The following is a 21284-nucleotide window of genomic DNA, read 5'->3' as shown; positions in this document are numbered from 1 at the left end:
CCTAATCTGTATATGTATTTAAAGCTTCTAAATCTCTAATTGTAGCTGGATCAATATCAATTAATTGGACAAGCTCTCTTAGTAATGAATAACCATCCTGATGCCAACCGGGATGAAGCTTTGTCATCCTGCCTATACTGGTTACTCTTGTTATTCCATATCTACTGAACGCTGTTGCTACAGCAAATAAATTTTCTACAGATGCACCAACACCAACTGTTTGCAAAATATCACGTTTATCCTGAAGTACATCTAACACTTCTTGCCAATCATCTACTGCAATTACATGAACCGTCCGAGATAATGGGGATGGCTCTAAGCTAAGTTTTTCTTCATACGCTACCATCCAAGCACTTACTTTAGAAGAGAAAACCTGAGCAGATTCTTGCCATTCTTTCGCATCACGCCAAGCAATTCTTTCACTTGCCTCTTCCATAGAGAGCTTACGCAATGGATAACGTTCTTCATATACTTGCAATTTCCTTGCTAATAATTCTGCCCATTCCTTTGGTGTTGTTCGCCCCCTGCGTTCTACAAAAAAGGTTTGTGGAGAATAACAGCCTTGTTGATCATAACGAACAATATCTAATGCTGCTTGATCTGCAAATTTTTCACTCTTTTGATGATCTAATGCTTCACGCAGTAATAAGCCAAAGCTTAATTTATGACCGAAAGAAATAAAGCGAGTAGGTGCTACTATTTGAGCTTGTAAGTTAATAATAGTTTGATTCGTTCCATAACCTACCACAACATCAGATGCTCTAAATAAAGCTTTTTCACGTGCTTGATCCCCTCCTTGCCATGAAACAATTGCCATTGCATTAGCTAGACGTGGTTCTACTTCTGCTAAAACTTGGCAGAATAAACCGATGAAAAAAGGTTCTGCACTAGCAACTTTCCCAACTACTCCACCTTTTACTAAAAGGCTTGCAATGAAACTCCAAAGTGGTAATCCTGGTACATTACCTGCCCATATATGTGTTGTTAATTGCGGAGAAATTGCTTTTGTAAATCCACCATGTGAAGTCGGTTCAAATTGATCTAATATGTGAGGCTGCTGAAAATTAACATTTAACCAGCGACGTAATTCATGCTCACGAAAGGTTTGCAAAGATTGTGTAAGCCCTAAACGCACCACTTCAGCGTTATATCCTGTAATAATCGGTAACAGCTTTTCAGCTTTTTGCCGAAGTGGATGTGTACGATCTAATAATAGATGGACAGTCTTATCAATTGCCTTCATCAAATCAGTTGTATGCAAACATTGAATTGGTGATGCTTTGATCATTTTCGTGAGCTGAGTTAACTGTTCAGAGCTAGGATATGGCATATGAATTTCTAATTCTTCTTCTCCTTGTTGAAAAGTAAGCACACGATTTGCTATATCCATTGTTCTTGCTTCTGGAGGTAGATATCCACCATATTCAATCATTTTCATGATTCTTTCTCCTCTAACCATTCTTTTGCAGACAAGGAACAGCCTTTAGGTTCTGCATTTGCTTGTCTACCAAGTAATTCAAATCCTGTATCCCTTTCGATCGCTAAATCACTTGTTTGGACTGCTGGAACAGAATGAATATTAGCTAAATCAATATGCACCAATATACCTACCTCCCCTTTAGGTACTTCTTCTCCTGTAATCGGATCGACGACTTTAAAACGAAGCCAATGTGGCGCCTGTTTAATACTTGGTTGATTTTTAGTAATTTTCGCATAATACTGTGTAGATAATTCTGTCATTCCATACATATTAATAAGATTTTCTATATTCACATGGAATATTTGCGCAAGCTTATTGTAAAACACATTTTCTTCTAAGGTACGAGAGAAACTTTTAAAACCACCTGTATCGAAAATTAGACTATCTGCATGTAGAGGAAGTGATTCTCCTTGCTCCTCTAATGCATCAAATAAATGAACAAAACTATAGCTAGCACCAAGTACAATTACTGGAATATTAGCATGCTCCTTTATCCACCTCATAAATGCTTCTAGTTGTAATCCATTTTTTGTGACAAAATGTCGTGAATCTTCTGTACCGAAATGTTTGCGGTGTAATTCTAAATAATGAGCAAGCGAAGAATTAGGCATTTCTTGTACATTAGGAAATAAAATTGCCATTGGACGGATTTCGTCACTAACAAATTCTCGAAAGCTTCTTAAGGCAGAAAGATCATATATTTCTAAATCCGCATGATAATGCTTTCCCTGCTTTCCACTTGTTGTTCCACTTGTCATAAATACACGTGCACATTCCTTCTCCGGAACAGTACTTAGAAATGTGTTTTTAAAAGCTTCTGTCGATACACTCGGAATATCCTTCCACGTTTGAACTTGTAGAATTCCGATTCCTTTTCTCCTACAATATTGTTGATAAGCATTATTCTTCCTATATAAATGCTTGAAAAGATCTATGGCAAGTTCATTAAAGTTTTGCTCACTTGCTGCTGGTTTCTCGATAAATGTTTGAATTGCCTGTTTCATTATGCATTCCTCCTAAAAATAAACACAATAAAAAGCACCCTAGCTATACGAAGCCTAGGGTGCATACAATTTTATGTAAAAATAAAATACTTTTCCTGTATGTTCCCTACGCTGGTATCAACCAGATCAGGTTCTAAGGGTCTGTATCTTACGGATATTATCTCAACCAGCAACACTGGTCCCCCCACATGTTTATTCAATTATTACCTCTAACTCTGCCATAGTTTTCATATTTTTTCAATATAGAATAGCCACATTATTTTTTCACAGCCAAGAAATAACATATTCCACCAATCATCCAAAATGGCTCCCAAAATACTAAACGCCAAAATGTTGCATGTGTATCTAAGTCAAATTCTAAAAGACCAAATGCGCTCATGGAAATGGTAATAAAATTTAATAAGCCATATAAAAACAAGAAAATTCCAGCTGCTTTTGTCACAAAATAAAATACTTTAATAATAATAGGATTACGCCAAGATATAAGTAATAATGATAACCAGATAGCTCCTAGCAATTTTACAAATCCAGTAAGCCATACAATCACAATGAAAGAAGGCTCCGGATCAAGCGACATTTCATATATGGCTCCTCCAAGAGATCTTACTCCTACCATACCACCCATCGCCCAGTAAAAACTCATTGCTGCAAAGATAATCGTCCAAAATATTCCGAGCGTAATAAAGGTTCGATTGCGTTTGAAATCAAAATTTTGTTTCATTCTACGCCCTCCCTTCTATACTACTCAATCAAACTCATTGTAAAAAATCAAGCTGTAACATAAGACCCGTTTTTTACGTCTTATCAAAAAGGAGGGTTTAAAAATGAGGTATATTTTATTTTTATTGATCTATTTATTTGTGTATGGCATATACAACACGGGTGACGAAAAAAGTGAATATACTTATGAGGAAGATGTTATTCAATCTGGAATTGAAGCTGAAGTACTAGCGTTTGAGTTGGAGGAAGCCAAAGAACAGGCAAATCTAATTGCTGAAATTACCATTATGGATAAAGTAAAAGAAACAGATAAGGAAATTGGTATGCCTTATACCGTTTTTCAGGCACAGATTAATCAGGTGTTCAAAGGAAGTGCAAATCCAGTAATTACTATCAAGCAAGATGGAACTAGTGAAGTGCTAGTTAATTCTGTCGAACCTTTTGCTAAGGGAGAAAAATATATTTTGTTTTTAAAAGAGACAATGAAAATAGATGCTGACTACTGGATCATTGGTGAACAAACAGGTGTTTTTTAAGTAGATAATGAAGAAATTTATCTCAAATTTCCTCTTTCCAATGTAGATGATTTGGGAATTTCATATGATCTTATTGAAGATGCTGAAGGTTGGGAGATACAAATTTTTGATAAAGTAAGATTTATTGAAATTATTGAGGATTAATTGCTATTTTAAGTCATACTTCCTTGTTTTGAGAAACTATTCTATATGAAATTCAATTATAGGATGTATTACCCCATTTGCGGTTGAAACAGTTTTCTCTACACGATATTTCCCCAATTCGTATTCATGTTGCTCCGGATATAATTCAATCGTAAATGGATGAGCTTCATTAGCAGGAAGATGAATTTCAACATCCTCCACATTTAGCGATAATGGTACTTCTTTCCATTCACTATCCATATAATGTTCAATTACATAATAATTGCTTGTGGTTAGATCAACTGAAGTATTGTTTTGCAGTTCGATTTCTAACTTTTCTAGGGTGGAGGATAAAACTGTTATGGAAAGATTTTCTGAATCAAATATTGGTTGTGGGATGGAAATTGATTTAGGAGCTTCTTTATTACAGGCTACTATAGTAAGAAATGTGCAAAATAACATGAGTAGAGAAATTTTCTTCATAAATCTACACCTCCATATTATCAAAAAAGATGGAATCAATGCTTGCTCTCATCTCTTTCCATCATTAATTCTACCTAGTATTCAGTATAGTTTTCAATACTTACTTTAAGTATAGCGTCTAAACCCCTATATAACAACGCTACAGAATAGGCATGCCTTTAAAATTGTATAAGAATCTTTCCATTTTTGACGCTGGAAGAAAATGAAATTCACTACAAATCATATTTGAAAAAACTACAACGTCTATTCCAACTTCATTATGAAAGAATTAAATCTACTTTTTAGAATTAAATTTTTCTATATCAGGGTTTTTGATAAAAATATAAAATTCAATATCCAATTCCCTTCCCCCTTTGTGAAAGAGCTATATATCTACTTGTTCCCTATTATAAAGCTTAGGATTCGTTTTACAAAAGAAGGGAAATATATACACTGGAAGGAGTGGTATATCATGAGCCTGAAAAGGTTGGGTTTTGTAATCTCAGGAATAACAATCTTACTTATCCTAAGTGCATGTCAAGGAGGGAATGATCCTTCACCAGATGAAATTGATGTCTCCCAACCAGAATATGAATTGGATGAGGAACAGCAAACAGAAGCCGGTGAATCTAATAATGATGGAGCAGCTTCTGGAGAAGGAGAAGAAGATACAGATAGCGAGGGCACTTCCAATAATAATATAAAACAAAAAGATTACTCCAGTGAGCAGGAAGCCATCGATGCCATTGACAACTATGAAGTAGTGGAACAAACAAACATTGAACTTGGGTATGGTATCAAGGCTCTCTCAGAAGGGGCTACCGGTCACCAATATATTTCTTGGAATGAAGGGAAATGGATGATTCGAGTAAATGCACCAACTGATCCTGAATATGCAACCGGAAATTATGAGAATGGAGAAGAGCTTGCCAGAACTGTAGTCGATTATTTAGAAACAAATTATCTCCCTGCTCCTGATCAGCGTGGAGTAATTGATATTAATGACTTTGGAGATCATCCTGAAACAGTTATCCGTTGGCAGCAAGGTAATAGTGTTTATGAAATTGATGAGAGTACCGACAATCCAATAAATGCATTACAAATAGCTGTGGATAGTGCGTCATAGTCATAAATGACTTACCTTTATGTATCACTATTAAAATAAAAGTGGATAAAGCATTGATATGCGCCCCAGAAGTTAGACCAAATAAATCTAACTTCTGGGGCGCATATCATTCAACTGGAGAAATAGTTCACCATTGAATGTTTCCTTGGCATATCTTTCTTCACTTATTGCTCTAAAGATATTTGCTTCGGTTGAGATCGATTTGATTTCCCTTACATTCCTCCTCCCTCCTAAATTTAATAATTATTTAAGAATTTCATAAGAAGCAATTTATATTTCCTTTGTAAGTTATCTTTAGCAATCAAAACAAAGGAGGAAATGAAATTGCAATCAACACAGCTTCGAGTTTCTATTGGAAGAATAACTTTTTTCATTTTAGTAAGCATTTTTACTTTATCAGTAACACTTCAATTCTTGTTTGCAGGAATGGCGATATTTCTTCATGCTGCAAATTGGATGAAGCATACGATGTTTGTACATTTATTTGGATTTACTTTACCTGTTCTTCTACTAATTTTCGCGTTTATTAGTAATTTACCACGCTGGGCATATTGGCAGATATTCGGTTTATTTACAGGTATTTTTCTAATGTACTTCACTGCAAATATAAGAGGAATACTACCATGGATTGGAGTATTACATCCTATTATTGGTCTTTTACTATTTCTCCTATCCATTTTCATGCTAACCCAATCATGGAAATTTATTTTCAAACAAAGAAATGAGGTTTTAAAATGAGATTAATGTTAGCTATATTGGTCGGAATTATTGGTGGTTTTATCCTTGGAATTGCATTATCTAGTTTTATTGGTGTTATTGGCTGGACTTTTTTTGGTAAAGCTCTTGGTATTAAGTTTTTACCCTTTTACACTTCCGGCTTATGTGCGATCATTGTTCCTATCATAGATCAGAAAAATAGATAACTGTTTTACAGGTTTAGTCGAATTGTAATATCATAAGTTAAAGGAGAAATGGGAGGTGACAATCATTGTCTATTAAAAAGCGCTTAATTTTATCAAATATAGGAATGATTTTGATCCCGATTATTTCCTTTTTCTTATTAGAAATAGCTTTGGGATACCTATTATTCGTTGTTTTTCAAGGAAATCCGCAAGGTGCTGAAATGAAATGGTTTATTGGTCTCCGTTTTGTTGCGATGGCTTTTATTTTAGTCGTTACAAACGGCATTCTAACCTATGTTGTCTCTAAAAGTATTATTTCTCCACTCCAGAAATTATCTATTGCAGCGAAAAAAGTTGGTAATGGTGATTTAGATTCTCCTCTAAAATCTGAGAAGAGGGATGAATTAGGTGAACTAACAAATACCTTTGACGCGATGCGAATTAAATTAAAAGATGCTAAAGCAGCTCGAGAAAAATATGAACAAAATCGACAAGAGCTTATTGCTAGCATTTCTCATGATCTAAAAACACCACTAACCTCTATCAAAGGCTATATCAAAGGTATTCAAGATGGTGTAGCAAATACTCCAGAGAAGTTAGATAAGTATTTAAACATCATTTCTAAAACAGCAAATGATATGGATGCACTAATTGATGAATTATTTTTATACTCTCGGCTAGATTTACAACAGATTTCATTTCATTTTGAAAAGGTTGATTTATACGCTTTTTTTAGTGATTTTATTGATGAATTAGCATTTCATTTAGAAAAAGAACAAGGCAGTGCAACACTTATAGCAAATAAAAATGAGGCTTATATCGTAGAAGCAGATAGAGATAAATTGAAACGAGTCATTACTAATATTACTCAAAACAGTATGAAATATATGGATAAGGATAATAAGAAAATTCAGGTACAGTTATTCTCTGAAGCTAATGAAGTTATTGTAGAAATCAATGATAATGGGAGTGGGATCAAACAAGAGGATCTTCCCTTCATTTTTGAAAGCTTTTACCGTACTGATGCTTCCAGAAACTCCTCTACTGGTGGTAGTGGACTTGGCTTATCTATTGTTAAACAAATTATGGAGAAGCATGGTGGCAGTGCTTGGGCAGAGAGCATGCTAGGCGAAGGTACAAGTATTTATCTAAAATTAAAAAAGGTGATATAAATGCAAAAAGTTTTGATTATTGAAGATGAAATGAATATTGCTGAATTAGAAAAAGATTATTTGGAAGTGAATGGGTTTGAAAGTGATATTGCGACGACTGGTGAAGAAGGATTACAGCTAGCTAAAACAAACTCCTATCAACTTATCCTTTTAGATTTAATGCTTCCAGGAATAGATGGATTTACTATAGCCAAAGAATTACGAAAAACTTTGGAGATTCCAATATTAATGGTTACAGCTAGAAAGGAAGATATAGATAAGATTCGTGGGTTTGATCGAGGTGCTGATGATTATATTGTAAAACCTTTTAATCCAAATGAATTGGTAGCTAGAGTGAAAGCTCATATTGCAAGATATAATCGTTTAACCAATCAAGGACAGAAAGAAAACAGTATTCAAATTAATGATTTAGTCATCCATAGCGAATCTAGACAAGTATTAGTTCATGACGAGGAGAAAATATTTACTGCTAAGGAATTTGATTTATTATACTTTCTGGCAATAAATAGGAATATTGTCTTCAGCAAAGAGCAGCTTTTCGAACGTATTTGGGGTTATGATGCTTTAGGTGATAACTCAACTGTAACTGTGCATATTAGAAAAATCAGAGAAAAAATTGAAAAAGATCCAGCTAACCCCCAATTAATTGAAACGATTTGGGGTGTGGGTTATCGATTTAAGAAATGATCAAATGAAAATAATTATCCCCCAAAACTCGGTGAAAAACTTGAGTTTTGGGGGATTGGCAACAAAATTAAGTAATATTATTCAATGATTATTTAATATCAATATTAACATTTGCTGAAGTTATATCCATAAAACCATCATCTAAAACCACTAAAGTAAATTCTAGATTTTCATTCATTTCAGGTAGTTCATCATCAAATGCCATAATAGAAAGTTCAGCATTAGATTTTTTTCCTCCAGCTACTGTCTCACTAAAGATTACCATGTCATCAACCATAAACCCATCAATTGAAGCTTCACGTGACTGCACTTCTATAGTTTGGTCTAGCTTATTTTCTATTTCCATTTTTACTTGGTACTCATCACCAAAAATATCATCGCTTACTTTCTCAATACTTTTTAATGTAACTTTTGCATTCTCATCATCTAGCAATACCTCATCATATGTAGTTGATTCAGTGTCCTCAGATCCCTCATCTGTTGCTTCTTCAGAGTCTTTATCAGCTTCGTCTTGTTCAGCATCAGCATCATCTTGTTCAGCCTGTTTTTCCCCTTCTGAATTAACATTTTCAATTTCTTTTTCTTCTGACTCATCGCCACATGCAACTAGAAATCCAGCTAATACTAGTGCAAATAGCAAAAATAAAACCTTCTTCATGATAAAAATTTCCCCCTTAAAAATATACTAGGACTAGTATCATATATGGAAGGAGGATTTGCAAACAAAATATCAAAAAATTATCATATTGAAGAGAATATCTTGTTAATTTATCGACAAATATGACGATACTTATCAGAATCACATCGATCTTCGGACAAGACTCGAAAATAATTAAGGTTTTAATTCCCTCTTTTAAAAAGAATTCGCTTTGAACAATTAGTCAAAACGAATTCATATCACATCTATTTTATTATAAGATACAACTTATCAATAAAGGGTTTATCTACATCTACGGGATATTCAGCTTCAAACTCTTCATATAAATCTCTCATTAGATTTAAGGCATTGGTATAAGCTGTTACCAACTCAGCTTTCTCCAATTTTGCGGTTATTGAAATATAATCTTGATAAAATTTTTTGCTTATATCCTTTTCAAGATTTTTTGTACTGTTTAACCATCTCTCAACACTGTTTTCTTTCATTCTAATTAATTGTAAAATATATTTTTGGACATATGTTAAACATTCTAAAGCTCTAGCAGCTTCTCCTCTATTTAAAACATTGATCCCCATCATCCATGCATTTACAAAATTATTAAACGCAAAATTAATGTTCTCCATAGTAATTCTTTCTGGTTCAGATCTTCCTAAATCATCAAGTAGAGGTTTTAATTTTTCTGTTTCATCATAAATGTACATAGATGCTGTATCTGGAAAGATTCCTGTAGGTTTGAAGCTCTTAATTATTTCTATTTTTGACGCTGGAAGGAAATGAAATTCTCCACGAATCATATTTGAAAAAATTACTACTTCTGTTCCAAATTCATTGTAGAAGATTAAATCTACTGGATAAATTTCAGAAATCCATTTTTTGGAATTAAAACCATCTATATCAGTATTTTTGATAAAAATATAAAACTCAATATCTGAGTATCTATCTCCTTCACCCTTTGTGAAAGAACCATACATCATACTTGCAGCTACTAGCTCATCCGTAATACATTTATCTTTTATTGTTTGAATCATTTGATTTTGAATTAACATTTTTTATTCTCCTTATCTAAAATATTTTCTGTTTAGATAAGGATATGATCAACTACTGAGTAACAAGAGCAACACATAGTTTATGCTCCTTTCATTTCTTAATGGTTATGATTATAGCATAGTTTTCATGTTTAATGGATACTGCCTATCTGTGTAATTAGGTGGAAATTTTTCATTAAATAAAAAGGACCCTAAATAATAGATATAAAACTAAAATTTAGGGTACTTATCAAATAATTTTATATGTCATCTGTTACAGCCAAAGGATAATTACCTGTCATACAGGCCATACATACTCCTTGATCAGTCGTTTCTTCTTTGATGATTGCTTTTTCTAAACCCTGTTGAGAAAGATAAGCAAGACTATCTGCCCCAATAATTTCGCTAATTTCCTCAACACTATAATTTGCTCTAAGTAATTCTTCCTTTGTAGGCATATCGATTCCGTAATAGCATGGATTTGTAATAGCTGGTGAGGCAATACGTACATGGACTTCCCTTGCTCCCGCATCCTTCAACATTTTTACAATTCTTTTGCTCGTCGTTCCTCGAACAATGGAATCATCAATCATCACGATACGCTTTCCTTCTACTATACTCCGGACAGGTGCAAGCTTCATTTTCACGCCAAGCTCTCTTAGTTCCTGTGAAGGCTGAATAAATGTTCTTCCAACGTAACGATTTTTGATAATTCCCATCTCATAAGGAAGTTTACTTTCTTCTGCATATCCAATAGCTGCTGAAATACTAGAATCTGGCACACCAATTACTAAATCCACATCAATGTATGCTTCCTTGGCCAATTCTTTTCCCATTTGTTTACGTGAAGCATGAACATTAACATTGTTCAAATTACTATCTGGTCGAGAAAAATAGACATATTCCATTGCACATAGATTTCTTTTTTTAGGTGATGCAAATCGAGAGGATGTAAGCCCATTCTGATTAATTTTGATTAACTCTCCAGGCAATACATCTCGTTCAAATGTTGCTCCAATTTGATCAAATGCACAGGTTTCTGAAGCAATGACATATGCATCTTCTAATTTGCCTATAGAAAGTGGTCTAATGCCATCAGGATCTAAAGCAGCATATAAGGTGTCATCTTCTAATACCAAATAGGCATACGCCCCTTTTACATGATTAAGTGCATTAGTAATAGTTGCTTCATTCACTACACCATCTCGCTTAATCAAATGAGCCAATACTTCTGTATCAGAGGTTGTTTGAAAAATACTCCCCTTTTTTTCAAGCGTTTCACGTAATTTTGTTGCATTTATTAAGTTTCCATTATGTGCTAATGCCATCCCACCAGTAAGAGATTGGAAAACAAGTGGTTGCACATTCGCAAGTTCGTTCCCACCTTGTGTTGCGTAACGAACATGTCCTAAGCCGATCCTGCCATTAAAATCATCAAAATTAATGTGTTTAAAGACATCATTAACCAGTCCAAGCTGTTTAAATCCTTTTAATCTGCCTTCTTTACTGACAACAATTCCAGCACCTTCTTGCCCACGATGCTGCATGGAATGTAATCCATAATAGGTTAATTCTGCTGCTTTATCATGACCCCAAATACCGAATACACCGCATTCTTCGTTTATACTTTTGATTTCAGCAAGCATGGAATAGCCCCTTTCCAAAGTGCCTTTAACGTAGCAACATCTTCCTGGAGAATAATTTCATTATTTGCTGTTATTGTTAACTGAGCATCTGCTGTGACTTGACCGAGTTTTGCAGCATCCGCAAATACAGCTTCAAATGTGGCTTGGTTCTCAGGTTTTACAGTAACAAGAAAGCGTGATTGTGTTTCACTAAATAGCATAATCGTTGTATCACCTGAAAGAGTTATTTCTGCACCAAGTGATGGAGCTGAGAATAGGGATTCTGCTAAAGCAACTCCTAAACCACCTTCTGTAAGATCATGTGCTGATTGAATCTTACCTTGCTGGATTAAAGAAAGTAGCTTTTCCTGACGCTTTACTTCGACATCTAAATCTATGTGTGGCGCTTTTCCTGCATATTTTCCATCATGGATAAATTGTAGTTCACTGCCACCAAACTCGTTATACGTTTCACCAATAAGATAAATGAAATCACCAGATTCTTGGAAAAAGCTTGATGTAATATGTGCAGTGGATTCATGTAATCCAACCATGCCAACAATTGGTGTTGGATATATAGATTTACCTTTGGATTGATTATATAAAGAAACATTCCCACTGATAACAGGTGTTTGTAGCGCTTTACATGCAGCGCTCATCCCGTCTACCGTTTTTTCCATTTGCCAAAAGATTTCTGGATTTGTTGGATTTCCAAAGTTTAGCCCGTCTGTTAATCCCAATGGCTTTGCTCCTGAGCAAATAATATTACGAGCAGCTTCTGCAACAGCAATTTTTCCACCTTTCTCTGGATCTAAGTAAATATAGCGAGAGTTACAGTCGGTTGTAATTGCCAATGCTTTATCCGTACCTTTAATACGAATTACTGCTGCATCGGATCCCGGACTAACAACTGTATTAGTTTGTACCATTGAATCATATTGATCATAGACCCATTCTTTACTTGCAATGGTTGGGCGTTGTAATAATTGTTTTAAAGTTTCTCCATAATTCTCTACAATTGGTGTTTTAACATCCATTTGCTGAAATGCTTTATAAAATGCGGCTTCCTTTGATGGAAGATGATATACTGGCGCATCATCTGCTAAAGAATCAACAGGAATATTCGCTACAATCTCATCATGATGTGTAATACGAAAAACTTTTTCTTCGATCACTTTTCCAACAGGAACAGATTGCAGTCCATATTTTTCAAAAATAGCTATAATTTCTTGCTCATGACCTGATTTTACACAAAGCAGCATACGCTCTTGAGATTCAGAAAGCATCATCTCATAAGCAGTCATATTTTGCTCACGTTGCGGGATGAGATCCAAATTCATTTCTATTCCATTCCCAGCTTTACTTGCCATTTCGCTTGCAGATGAGGTTAAGCCTGCAGCACCCATATCTTGTATCCCTACAAGTGCATCAGAATGAATTACTTCTAAGCATGCTTCAACTAATAATTTACCTAGAAAAGGATCACCAACCTGTACAGCTGGACGATCTTTATTAGAATCCTCTGTTAAGTCATCTGAGGCAAAGGTAGCACCATGAATACCGTCCCTGCATGTTGGAGCTCCAGCGTATAAAATAGTATTACCAATACCCGCGGCAATTCCTTTTTGTATATCCTGATGATTAATCAGTCCAACACACATTGCATTTACAAGTGGATTATCTTCATAGCTTTCATCAAATTGTATCTCTCCCCCCACTGTTGGAACACCGACACAGTTCCCATAACCAGCAATACCCGCAACAACTTCTGAAAAGAGATACTTACTACGATTTGTTGTTAACAGTCCAAAACGTAGCGAGTTCATTAACGCAATGGGACGAGCGCCCATAGAGAATACATCACGGATAATTCCACCAACACCTGTTGCTGCACCTTGATATGGTTCTATAGCAGATGGATGATTATGACTTTCTACTTTAAAAACAACTGCCTGCTCATCGCCAATATCAATTACCCCAGCGCCTTCTCCTGGACCTTGCAGAACATGCGGACCTTCTGTCGGAAACTTTCTTAGCAGTGGTTTTGATGTTTTATAGCTACAATGCTCTGACCACATAACAGAAAAGATACCCGTTTCTGTAAAATTGGGACGACGGCCAAGAATTACTTTGATTTTCTCAAACTCCTTATCACTTAAACCCATTTCACGGTACATTTGCTCTTGTTCAATTGTCTTTGGATCAATATTATGCGTTAACTGCATTGCCGCTCCTCCAATTCGCAATCATAGATTGAAATAGCCTTAAGCCGTCTTCACTTCCTAATAATACTTCCACAGCCCGTTCTGGATGCGGCATCATACCAAGCACATTACCAGCTTTATTACGAATACCAGCAATATCTGCAACAGAGCCATTCGGATTGTTTTTATATGTAAAGGCAATTTGATTGTTGGCTCTTAACTCCTTTAATGTTTCCTCATCACAGAAATAGTTGCCTTCTCCATGAGCAATTGGGAAACGGACTATTTCTTTCTCTTCATATAAAGTAGTAAAAGCTGACTCATTATCTTCAACAACTAATTCTTCATAATGACACATAAAAGAAAGGTTCTTATTGCGCATTAATGCACCTGGTAGAAGTCCAGCTTCTGTTAATATTTGAAAGCCATTACAAACACCTAATACTGGTTTTCCTTTTTCTGCGTGTTCCTTGATTTTGCTCATTATATCTGAGTTAGCTGCCATAGCACCGCAGCGTAGATAATCGCCATAAGAGAAACCACCTGGTATAAGAATCCCATCTACATCTTCTAATAAATGTGTATCTGTGTACCAAACAAGGATCGCTTCAGCCCCAACAATCTCCTTAGCTGCATGATACATATCCATATCACAATTGGAACCTGGAAAAACAATAACTGCCACTTTCATGACTATTAAGCCTCCTCTAGTTCAATACGATAATCTTCAATTACAGGGTTAGCCAATAACTGTTCACACATTTGTATTACTTTTGATTCTAACTCTGGCCCTTCCTTTACTTGCAGTTCTACATATTTTCCAACTCGAACATCTTCTATATCTGGATACCCTAAAGAATCAAGAGAGGTTTTTATCGCTTTTCCCTGCGGATCTAATACACCATGTTTTAATGTAATATAAACCTGAACTTTTCTCATAACTGTTCCTCCAAACGATTTAATATTTCTTCATATACAGTGATTAAATCCCCTGTGCCTTGACGAAAAACATCTTTGTCGAGCTTTTCATTTGTATTCATGTCCCATAACCTACATGTATCTGGTGATATCTCATCGGAAAGTATAATTTCCCCATCTTGATTTCTACCAAATTCCAATTTAAAATCAATCAATCGAACACCTATAGTAGCGAAAATCTCTGTTAGCACTTGATTAATACTTCTTGCTTTTTCCTTGATCTCATTCAAATTCTCTACTGTAAGGTTTGTTAAATAAATGGCTTCCTCATCGTTAATCAATGGATCACCTAATTCATCATTCTTATAAAATAGTTCAACGAGCGCTGGTTCAAAAGGAGATTTTTCAGGAATTGCCAAACGTTTTGTAATACTGCCAGTAGCAATATTTCGAATAACCACTTCTAACGGAATAATATCTGTTTTTTGAACCATCTGGGTAATGGAATCCAATTGCTTAATAAAATGTGACTCGATTCCTCTTTCTTCTAATGCTTTGAAAAGAATGGATGAGATCTCATTATTAAGTCTTCCTTTTCCAGTAAATTGAGCTTTTTTCTCCCCATTAAAAGCTGTTGCATCATTTTTATACGAGAGAATCAGATGATTTTCATTCATACTCGATTGATAGACTTTCTTTGCTTTTCCTTCATATAAAAGCTCAAGCTCCATGCTAGAATTCCTCCTAGGCCAGTCCAATTTTTGTAAAGATTTGATCGACATTCTTCAAATGATAGGTATAGTCAAAGCAATCATCAATTTCTTCTTGTGTTAATTTGCTTGTAATACGTGCTTCCTGTTCTATTAATGCTTTAAAAGGCGTAGCTGTTTCCCAAGCTTCCATTGCTTTTGGCTGAACGATATCGTAGGCTTCCTCACGTGCCATTCCTTTATCAATTAAGGATAGCAATACACGTTGGGAGAATATAACACCGTATGTACGATTCATATTACGCTTCATATTTTCAGGAAATACCGTTAAGTTCTCCACAATATTACCAAAACGGTGTAGCATGTAATCTAGTGCAATGGTTGCGTCTGGTAGAATGATACGCTCAGCGGAAGAATGTGAAATATCACGCTCATGCCATAAGGAAACATTTTCATAAGCTGTCACCATATAACCACGAATAACACGAGCCATCCCTGTCATGTTTTCCGAACCAATTGGATTACGTTTATGTGGCATAGCTGAAGATCCTTTTTGTCCTTTTGCAAAACGTTCTTCTACCTCTCTTGTTTCTGTTTTTTGTAATCCACGAATTTCTGTTGCAAATTTTTCTATGGATGTTGCAATCAATGCTAATGTAGATAGGTAAGCTGCATGACGGTCCCGCTGTAATGTTTGAGTTGATACTGGTGCTGGTGATGTACCTAACTTAGAGCAAACATATTCCTCTACAAATGGATCAATATTAGCATACGTTCCAACTGCTCCAGAGATCTTACCAAATTCCACATTTTTTGCAGCAAATTCAAAACGTTCTAGGTTACGCTTCATTTCTTCATACCATAAAGCCATTTTTAAACCGAATGTTGTTGGCTCCGCATGTACTCCATGTGTACGTCCCATCATAACCGTATGTTTATGCTCTTTCGCTTTCACTTCTAAAATAGTGATAAAACGTTGTAAATCTTTTCTTAAAATCTCATTTGCTTGTTTTAAAAGATAGGAAAGTGCTGTGTCAACAACATCTGTTGAAGTTAGACCATAGTGCATCCACTTTCTTTCTTCTCCTAATGTTTCTGATACTGCGCGTGTAAATGCTACAACATCATGTCGTGTTTCTTTTTCAATTTCATATATTCGTTGGATATCAAAGGATGCATCTTTTCGTATTCTTTTTACATCTTCTTTAGGAATGAAGCCTAATTCACTCCATGCTTCACAGGCAAGTATTTCTACTTCCAGCCAAGCTTTAAATTTATTTTCTTCCGTCCAAATATTGCCCATTTCTTCTCTTGTATAACGCTCGATCATTTATTCTGTTGCCTCCTTGAATTTATCCAATTATTTTCAACATAAATACTTGTACTGATGAAGGGCCAAATAAATATTCTGCCAGTCGATCGGCAATTAACCATATAAAATCCACTTTCTTTTGGATTTTAAAGCTCTCTTAAAATATGAACTGATCTCTGGAAACACGTCTCTTGATTTCCTCGATGATCCGGTCTTCTTCTTGTATGTCACTAGCTTGGAATGTAACTGAAAGTCTGACAAACGGTCCTACATCATCCCAGGGAACAGTGGAAATAAGATGTTCTCTTAATAGGTACTGGCTGAACTGTTCTGCTGTATCAAATTTCGTTCCGTCAGCAGTCCTTTGAGGTATTTTGGTATATAAGAAAAAAGAGCCTTTTGGTTTCGTAACATTGAATCCATATGAATTCAGTACGGTTGTCAATTTTTCATGTCTGCGAGAATATTTCAATGCTGTTTCTTTTGTAATTTCAGGATGATTTAATGCATAGGCTGCTGCTTTTTGTATCGGGATAAATTGCCCAGAATCACTATTATCCTTAATCTCTGCAAAAGCTTTAACGATTTCCGCATTTCCTGCGATAAAGCCAATACGCCATCCTGTCATATTAAATGACTTCGATAATGAATGTAGCTCTACCCCGACTTCTTTTGCACCAGGAATCGATAGAAAACTTAGTGGCTTCGTATCATCAAATACAAGTACAGCATAGGCAGCATCATGAACAACTATAAGCTCATATTGTTTGGCAAATTGGACCACCTGCTCAAAGAAATCTTTATTCGCTACTGCCCCAGTAGGATTATTAGGATAATTCAAATAAAGTAGTTTTGCTGATTTCAAAATTTCTTCATCTAGCAGATTCAAGTTAGGAAGAAATTCATTTTCCTCTAATAATGGAAAGGAAATCACTTCACCTCCATAATATTTTGTATGGGTACCTAATACTGGGTAGCAAGGTGATGGCATAAGTGTAATATCTCCAGGATTGATGAAAGCAGCTGGCAGCATAGCTAAGGCTGATTTAGAGCCAATGATATGGTTGATTTCCGTATCTGGATTAAGGTCACTGACCCCAAAAACATTCTCCATATAGGAAGCAGCAGCCTGTTTCAATTCGTCAATTCCATTATCTGCATAGAAACGATTTTCTGGTTTCTGTGCCTCTTGCTTCAGTATTTCAACAATTGAATTGTCTGCCATCTTATCTGGCTCGCCAATACCTAAATCGATAAGTTCCATATCAGGATTAGCCAACATAGCTTCTTTTTTCACTCGCTTAATTTTGCCAAATTTATATCCATCTTCGTCTAAACTAGATTTCTTTTTACTGATACGTTCAGCAAATAATTGTTGAATATAATTGTTTGTCATTATTTTATCCCCCTAGATTCTCATGTTGTTATCAAGTAAGTTATTGATGTTATACTTTGGTTGTTTCGCCTTCTTCTTGAATCACTCAAATGAGCAAGTTATAACCTCATCAGCCATCCAATGGTTAAATTAATTTACATATTGCTTCCAAAACAAGCATATTTCCTTTACACCTAAGACGACGATTTCACTCTTGTTATTCAGTACTTATTTTCTTTCGATCAACTGCTCACGTTTAGGTCCTACAGATACCCAACGAATAGGCGTATTGATTAACTTCTCAACAGCAAGCACATATTCCTGAGCTTCTATCGGCAATTCATCAAATTCTCGAACTTCTGATATATCCGTTTTCCACCCCTTTTGTTTTTTGAATATAGGAACTGCTTGCATTAGTTTTGAAGTTGCTGGAAATTCTGCCGTTCTTTCACCATCTAATTCATATTCCGTGCAAATCGGGATTTCATCCAAATAACCAAGAACATCGAGATTGGTCAAAGCAACCTCTGTTGCCCCTTGAATAAGACATCCATATCTTGTTGCTACAGCATCAAACCAACCGACTCTACGAGGGCGTCCTGTAGTTGCACCATACTCTCCTGCATCTCCCCCAAGCTTTCTCAATTCATCTGCCGCATCATTTGTAATTTCTGTTGTAAATGGACCTGTTCCTACGCAAGTTGAATAAGCCTTTACTACAGCTAGCGTATTTTTAATCGCATACGGTGGTATCCCCGCTCCAACTGAGGCAAAGCCAGCAAGAGTGGAAGAAGATGTGGAGTACGGATAAATACCATGATCTGGATCACGAAGCGCTCCTAATTGACCTTCCAATAAAATCGTTTCGTTACGATCTAATGCTTGGTTTAGTAGCTCTGTTGTATTACAAACGAAGGGATTTAACGCTTCTGCTTGCTTGAGTAAATCTTCTAACAAATCATCTACTTTTAAAATTGGCTGACCGTATAAATGTTGAAGCAAAATATTTTTAGAAACCAGTGCCGCTTCAAGTCGGCTTTTAAGTTCGTCAGGATTGTATAGATCACCAACTTGGATACCAAGCTTTAAATACTTATCGCCATAAAAAGGTGCTATTCCTGATTTGGTTGACCCAAATTTCTTGTCAGCTAATCGTTGCTCTTCTAATTCATCAAAAAGCTTATGATAAGGAAGAACAATTTGTGCTCGATCCGAAATACGTAAAGTAGGTTCAGGAACTCCTCTCTTTATTAGCTCCTCTCGTTCACGGAAAAAATCGTCCATATTCAAAGCAACACCAGGAGCAATTACATTTACAACATTCGGATAAAATACACCTGATGGAAGCATATGGAGGGCAAATTTTCCAAACTCGTTAATGATTGTATGCCCAGCATTACTACCACCTTGATATCGAACAACATAATTTGCATCAGTAGCTAAGACATCAGTTAATTTTCCTTTTCCTTCATCTCCCCAATTTGCACCTACAATAGCTGTTACACCCATGAACATATCCACGCCTTTCTCTTCATTTTAAATTACTTTGCCTATTTACCTTTAAAAGTATACGTTCGGTTTATATTGTAAGTCAAGTAATAAATAATGTTAAAAACAATTTTATTTAATCTAAACACGAACATTTAATTTATTCATGATTTAAATGTTCGACATTAATGTTGAGGAGTATACAAGGTAGATGAGGTTCAAACAGGGAATAACAATGTCTTGTGAAATGGAACAACGGAGATTGCTATAATAACTGGATATTAATAAAAGAAGGTTGAAACAAGAAATAATCGTATAGACAAAAGCTTCAAAAGGTGATGATTGAGGAAGATCTTTAAAACGGGTAGATATTAAAAAGCTACATTCCACTTTTAATAATGCTTAAAGATGAAATACAGCTTTTATAGTAGTGTAGCTGGATATGCAGGTCTAATAAAACTTTATTTTTCTAGGTGAGATATTACTGAAGCAATAATACCTAGTATTAATCCCCAAATAATATTGGTGATAAAAACACTAACTAATGCAATCGGGTTTGTTAATGGTCCTTGTAATTCACCAGTTAAAATTGGCGATAAGATTCCACTTAAGATAATAGAAAAGGCTGCATAGCTAATCCCAGCAAAAACCAATACTTGAATTGGATTTTGTACCTTTATCGCTAAGACAATAATAATCCAAACTACGGAAATAAGTACTGTCATTACAATACTTCCGACGGCTTCACTTCCAAATATATCGATTAATCCAGTTATCTTCATTAAAGGTCTAATAAGTGCTAAAGCCCCTAAAACTAAACTGAGTATAGCATTCTGTTTGTTTATCATACGAAATTTCTTCCCTTCCAAAATATATTTCTTGCTAGCTCACTTTCTTTTTCCGATAATCAAATAATAGATGTCAGGTATTAGCTATTTCTAAAACACTTATTAAATTTTTCTTAAATATCGTATATAGATTACTAACATGAAAAAGCCAAGTTCAAGATTTTAAGTCTTGAACTTGGCTTATATTACTCTTCAAATTTTGTTATTAACATTTTCCATTTACTATCTATCACACTCAATCTAATTGCACATGAATCATTCACTTAATTTGGATCTCGAAGCAAATCAAATAATTTTTCTGGGACTAATCTTAATTTATTATTTTTAAAGTCATCAATGGACTTCCAAAGTAATTTGAAAGTCTCCCTATATTCGATTCCTTCACCGATTGGCCGGCCATAATAATCTTCATTCACCTTATCAAAGCTTTTAGCTACAAGTATTAAGCTATCGTTTTTAAATACGAAAATAGCTAAAGTACGAATTTCCCCTTTCTTCACATCTTGACCCCCATTCTCAAATTTCGGTAAATAAAATAGATAGGAAATCCTATTCACTTTATATGAACAGGACTTCCTATCTATTTTTTAAATCTGTTTCCAGTATTCATGTATATCAGCATAAATACAACGATGCCAATAAATAAAACAAAGCCAAAAACGAATAGCCAATCAATTTCATATATTTCACTAAACACCCAAAATAACATACTAAATGACAAAGCAAACATCATTTTCCCCATACACTTACAGAGAGAAACAGTGTCATATTTTTCCTTTTCTTCTGGTGACATTGTATTATAACCAGCAATTAAAAATGAACCTTTACCATTGATTAGAACAATTCCTATTAAGATAAATACTCCAATCATGATTAACATGATAATCATTGTATTTCTATCCTCTACTT

23 protein-coding genes and 1 riboswitch are annotated in these 21284 nt (G+C 35.1%); of the genes, 6 read left to right on the top strand and 17 right to left on the bottom strand.

The annotated features are described in order from the left end of the window. Position 1: 1 nt before the first annotated feature. The 3 genes from AB4Y30_RS08535 to AB4Y30_RS08525 all read right to left on the bottom strand — a co-directional run bounded on the left by AB4Y30_RS08535 (position 2) and on the right by AB4Y30_RS08525 (position 3205). A complete protein-coding gene (locus AB4Y30_RS08535) occupies positions 2-1438 on the bottom strand; it encodes an acyl-CoA reductase (RefSeq protein WP_368655055.1) in 1437 nt (478 codons plus the stop codon). Beyond that, complete coding sequence (locus tag AB4Y30_RS08530) at positions 1435-2484, bottom strand: long-chain fatty acid--CoA ligase (protein WP_368655054.1); 1050 nt, start codon at positions 2482-2484, stop codon at positions 1435-1437. The genes AB4Y30_RS08535 and AB4Y30_RS08530 overlap by 4 nt, the downstream gene beginning before the upstream one ends. An 86-nt stretch (positions 2485-2570) precedes the next feature. Beyond that, a riboswitch (TPP riboswitch) is annotated at positions 2571-2680 on the bottom strand. A gap of 60 nt (positions 2681-2740) precedes the next feature. Then, entirely contained in the window at positions 2741-3205 is a 465-nt protein-coding gene (locus tag AB4Y30_RS08525) for a DUF3995 domain-containing protein (RefSeq protein WP_368655053.1), read from the bottom strand. Between the two features lie 103 nt (positions 3206-3308). Here AB4Y30_RS08525 and AB4Y30_RS08520 point away from each other — a divergent pair, with 103 nt between their 5' ends. After that, positions 3309-3740, top strand: a complete 432-nt coding sequence (locus tag AB4Y30_RS08520) for a hypothetical protein (protein WP_368655052.1) — start codon at positions 3309-3311, stop codon at positions 3738-3740. Between the two features lie 180 nt (positions 3741-3920). On the opposite strand, the gene AB4Y30_RS08515 is transcribed toward AB4Y30_RS08520, so the two are convergent. Further along, positions 3921-4346, bottom strand: a complete 426-nt coding sequence (locus AB4Y30_RS08515; RefSeq protein WP_368655051.1) for an immunoglobulin-like domain-containing protein — start codon at positions 4344-4346, stop codon at positions 3921-3923. Between the two features lie 451 nt (positions 4347-4797). Here AB4Y30_RS08515 and AB4Y30_RS08510 point away from each other — a divergent pair, with 451 nt between their 5' ends. The 5 genes from AB4Y30_RS08510 (at position 4798) to AB4Y30_RS08490 (ending at position 8212) form a co-directional block, all read left to right on the top strand. Continuing rightward, complete coding sequence (locus tag AB4Y30_RS08510; protein ID WP_368655050.1) at positions 4798-5451, top strand: hypothetical protein; 654 nt, start codon at positions 4798-4800, stop codon at positions 5449-5451. A gap of 324 nt (positions 5452-5775) precedes the next feature. Beyond that, positions 5776-6189: a DUF6220 domain-containing protein gene (locus tag AB4Y30_RS08505; RefSeq protein ID WP_368655049.1), complete on the top strand. Its 414-nt coding sequence runs from the start codon at positions 5776-5778 to the stop codon at positions 6187-6189. Beyond that, positions 6186-6374: a DUF5957 family protein gene (locus AB4Y30_RS08500; RefSeq protein ID WP_368655048.1), complete on the top strand. Its 189-nt coding sequence runs from the start codon at positions 6186-6188 to the stop codon at positions 6372-6374. The genes AB4Y30_RS08505 and AB4Y30_RS08500 overlap by 4 nt, the downstream gene beginning before the upstream one ends. Positions 6375-6439: 65 nt before the next feature. Next, positions 6440-7525, top strand: a complete 1086-nt coding sequence (locus AB4Y30_RS08495; protein WP_368655047.1) for a sensor histidine kinase — start codon at positions 6440-6442, stop codon at positions 7523-7525. Further along, complete coding sequence (locus AB4Y30_RS08490; protein ID WP_368655046.1) at positions 7526-8212, top strand: response regulator transcription factor; 687 nt, start codon at positions 7526-7528, stop codon at positions 8210-8212. Positions 8213-8300: 88 nt separating this feature from the next. On the opposite strand, the gene AB4Y30_RS08485 is transcribed toward AB4Y30_RS08490, so the two are convergent. The 13 genes from AB4Y30_RS08485 to AB4Y30_RS08425 all read right to left on the bottom strand — a co-directional run bounded on the left by AB4Y30_RS08485 (position 8301) and on the right by AB4Y30_RS08425 (position 21264). Then, positions 8301-8870 carry a hypothetical protein gene (locus AB4Y30_RS08485; protein ID WP_368655045.1) on the bottom strand — a complete coding sequence of 190 codons (570 nt, stop codon included), beginning with the start codon at positions 8868-8870 and terminating at the stop codon, positions 8301-8303. A gap of 245 nt (positions 8871-9115) precedes the next feature. Continuing rightward, a complete protein-coding gene (locus AB4Y30_RS08480; protein ID WP_368655044.1) occupies positions 9116-9916 on the bottom strand; it encodes a nucleotidyltransferase in 801 nt (266 codons plus the stop codon). Between the two features lie 239 nt (positions 9917-10155). Continuing rightward, a complete protein-coding gene (purF, locus tag AB4Y30_RS08475) occupies positions 10156-11541 on the bottom strand; it encodes an amidophosphoribosyltransferase (protein ID WP_368655043.1) in 1386 nt (461 codons plus the stop codon). Beyond that, positions 11517-13745, bottom strand: coding sequence for a phosphoribosylformylglycinamidine synthase subunit PurL (gene purL / locus AB4Y30_RS08470; protein ID WP_368655042.1), 2229 nt, complete (start codon positions 13743-13745; stop codon positions 11517-11519). Before purL ends, purF begins: the two co-directional genes overlap by 25 nt. Then, positions 13729-14415 carry a phosphoribosylformylglycinamidine synthase subunit PurQ gene (gene purQ, locus AB4Y30_RS08465; protein WP_368655041.1) on the bottom strand — a complete coding sequence of 229 codons (687 nt, stop codon included), beginning with the start codon at positions 14413-14415 and terminating at the stop codon, positions 13729-13731. Before purQ ends, purL begins: the two co-directional genes overlap by 17 nt. A 5-nt stretch (positions 14416-14420) precedes the next feature. Continuing rightward, positions 14421-14663, bottom strand: a complete 243-nt coding sequence (purS, locus tag AB4Y30_RS08460; protein ID WP_368655040.1) for a phosphoribosylformylglycinamidine synthase subunit PurS — start codon at positions 14661-14663, stop codon at positions 14421-14423. Further along, complete coding sequence (gene purC, locus AB4Y30_RS08455; RefSeq protein ID WP_368655039.1) at positions 14660-15373, bottom strand: phosphoribosylaminoimidazolesuccinocarboxamide synthase; 714 nt, start codon at positions 15371-15373, stop codon at positions 14660-14662. Before purC ends, purS begins: the two co-directional genes overlap by 4 nt. A 13-nt stretch (positions 15374-15386) precedes the next feature. Further along, positions 15387-16682: an adenylosuccinate lyase gene (purB, locus tag AB4Y30_RS08450; protein ID WP_368655038.1), complete on the bottom strand. Its 1296-nt coding sequence runs from the start codon at positions 16680-16682 to the stop codon at positions 15387-15389. A 139-nt stretch (positions 16683-16821) separates the two neighbouring features. After that, complete coding sequence (locus AB4Y30_RS08445) at positions 16822-18063, bottom strand: LL-diaminopimelate aminotransferase (protein ID WP_368655199.1); 1242 nt, start codon at positions 18061-18063, stop codon at positions 16822-16824. Positions 18064-18267: 204 nt separating this feature from the next. Further along, positions 18268-19548, bottom strand: coding sequence for an adenylosuccinate synthase (locus AB4Y30_RS08440; RefSeq protein WP_368655198.1), 1281 nt, complete (start codon positions 19546-19548; stop codon positions 18268-18270). Positions 19549-19988: 440 nt separating this feature from the next. After that, complete coding sequence (locus AB4Y30_RS08435; RefSeq protein WP_368655037.1) at positions 19989-20375, bottom strand: hypothetical protein; 387 nt, start codon at positions 20373-20375, stop codon at positions 19989-19991. Positions 20376-20638: 263 nt separating this feature from the next. Further along, the gene (locus tag AB4Y30_RS08430) at positions 20639-20875 is read right to left on the bottom strand and encodes a hypothetical protein (protein WP_368655036.1); all 237 of its coding nucleotides are present in this window, start codon (positions 20873-20875) and stop codon (positions 20639-20641) included. Positions 20876-20955: 80 nt separating this feature from the next. Further along, positions 20956-21264 (bottom strand): DUF3784 domain-containing protein, encoded by a 309-nt coding sequence (locus AB4Y30_RS08425; RefSeq protein WP_368655035.1) that lies wholly within the window; start codon positions 21262-21264, stop codon positions 20956-20958. Positions 21265-21284 lie beyond the last annotated feature (20 nt).

Origin of the sequence: Ornithinibacillus sp. 4-3, from assembly GCF_040958695.1 — a bacterium.
Lineage (GTDB): Bacteria > Bacillota > Bacilli > Bacillales > Amphibacillaceae > CALAMD01.
Note: the sequence above shows the minus strand (reverse complement) of the source record. Positions and strands in the feature narration are given on the sequence as shown.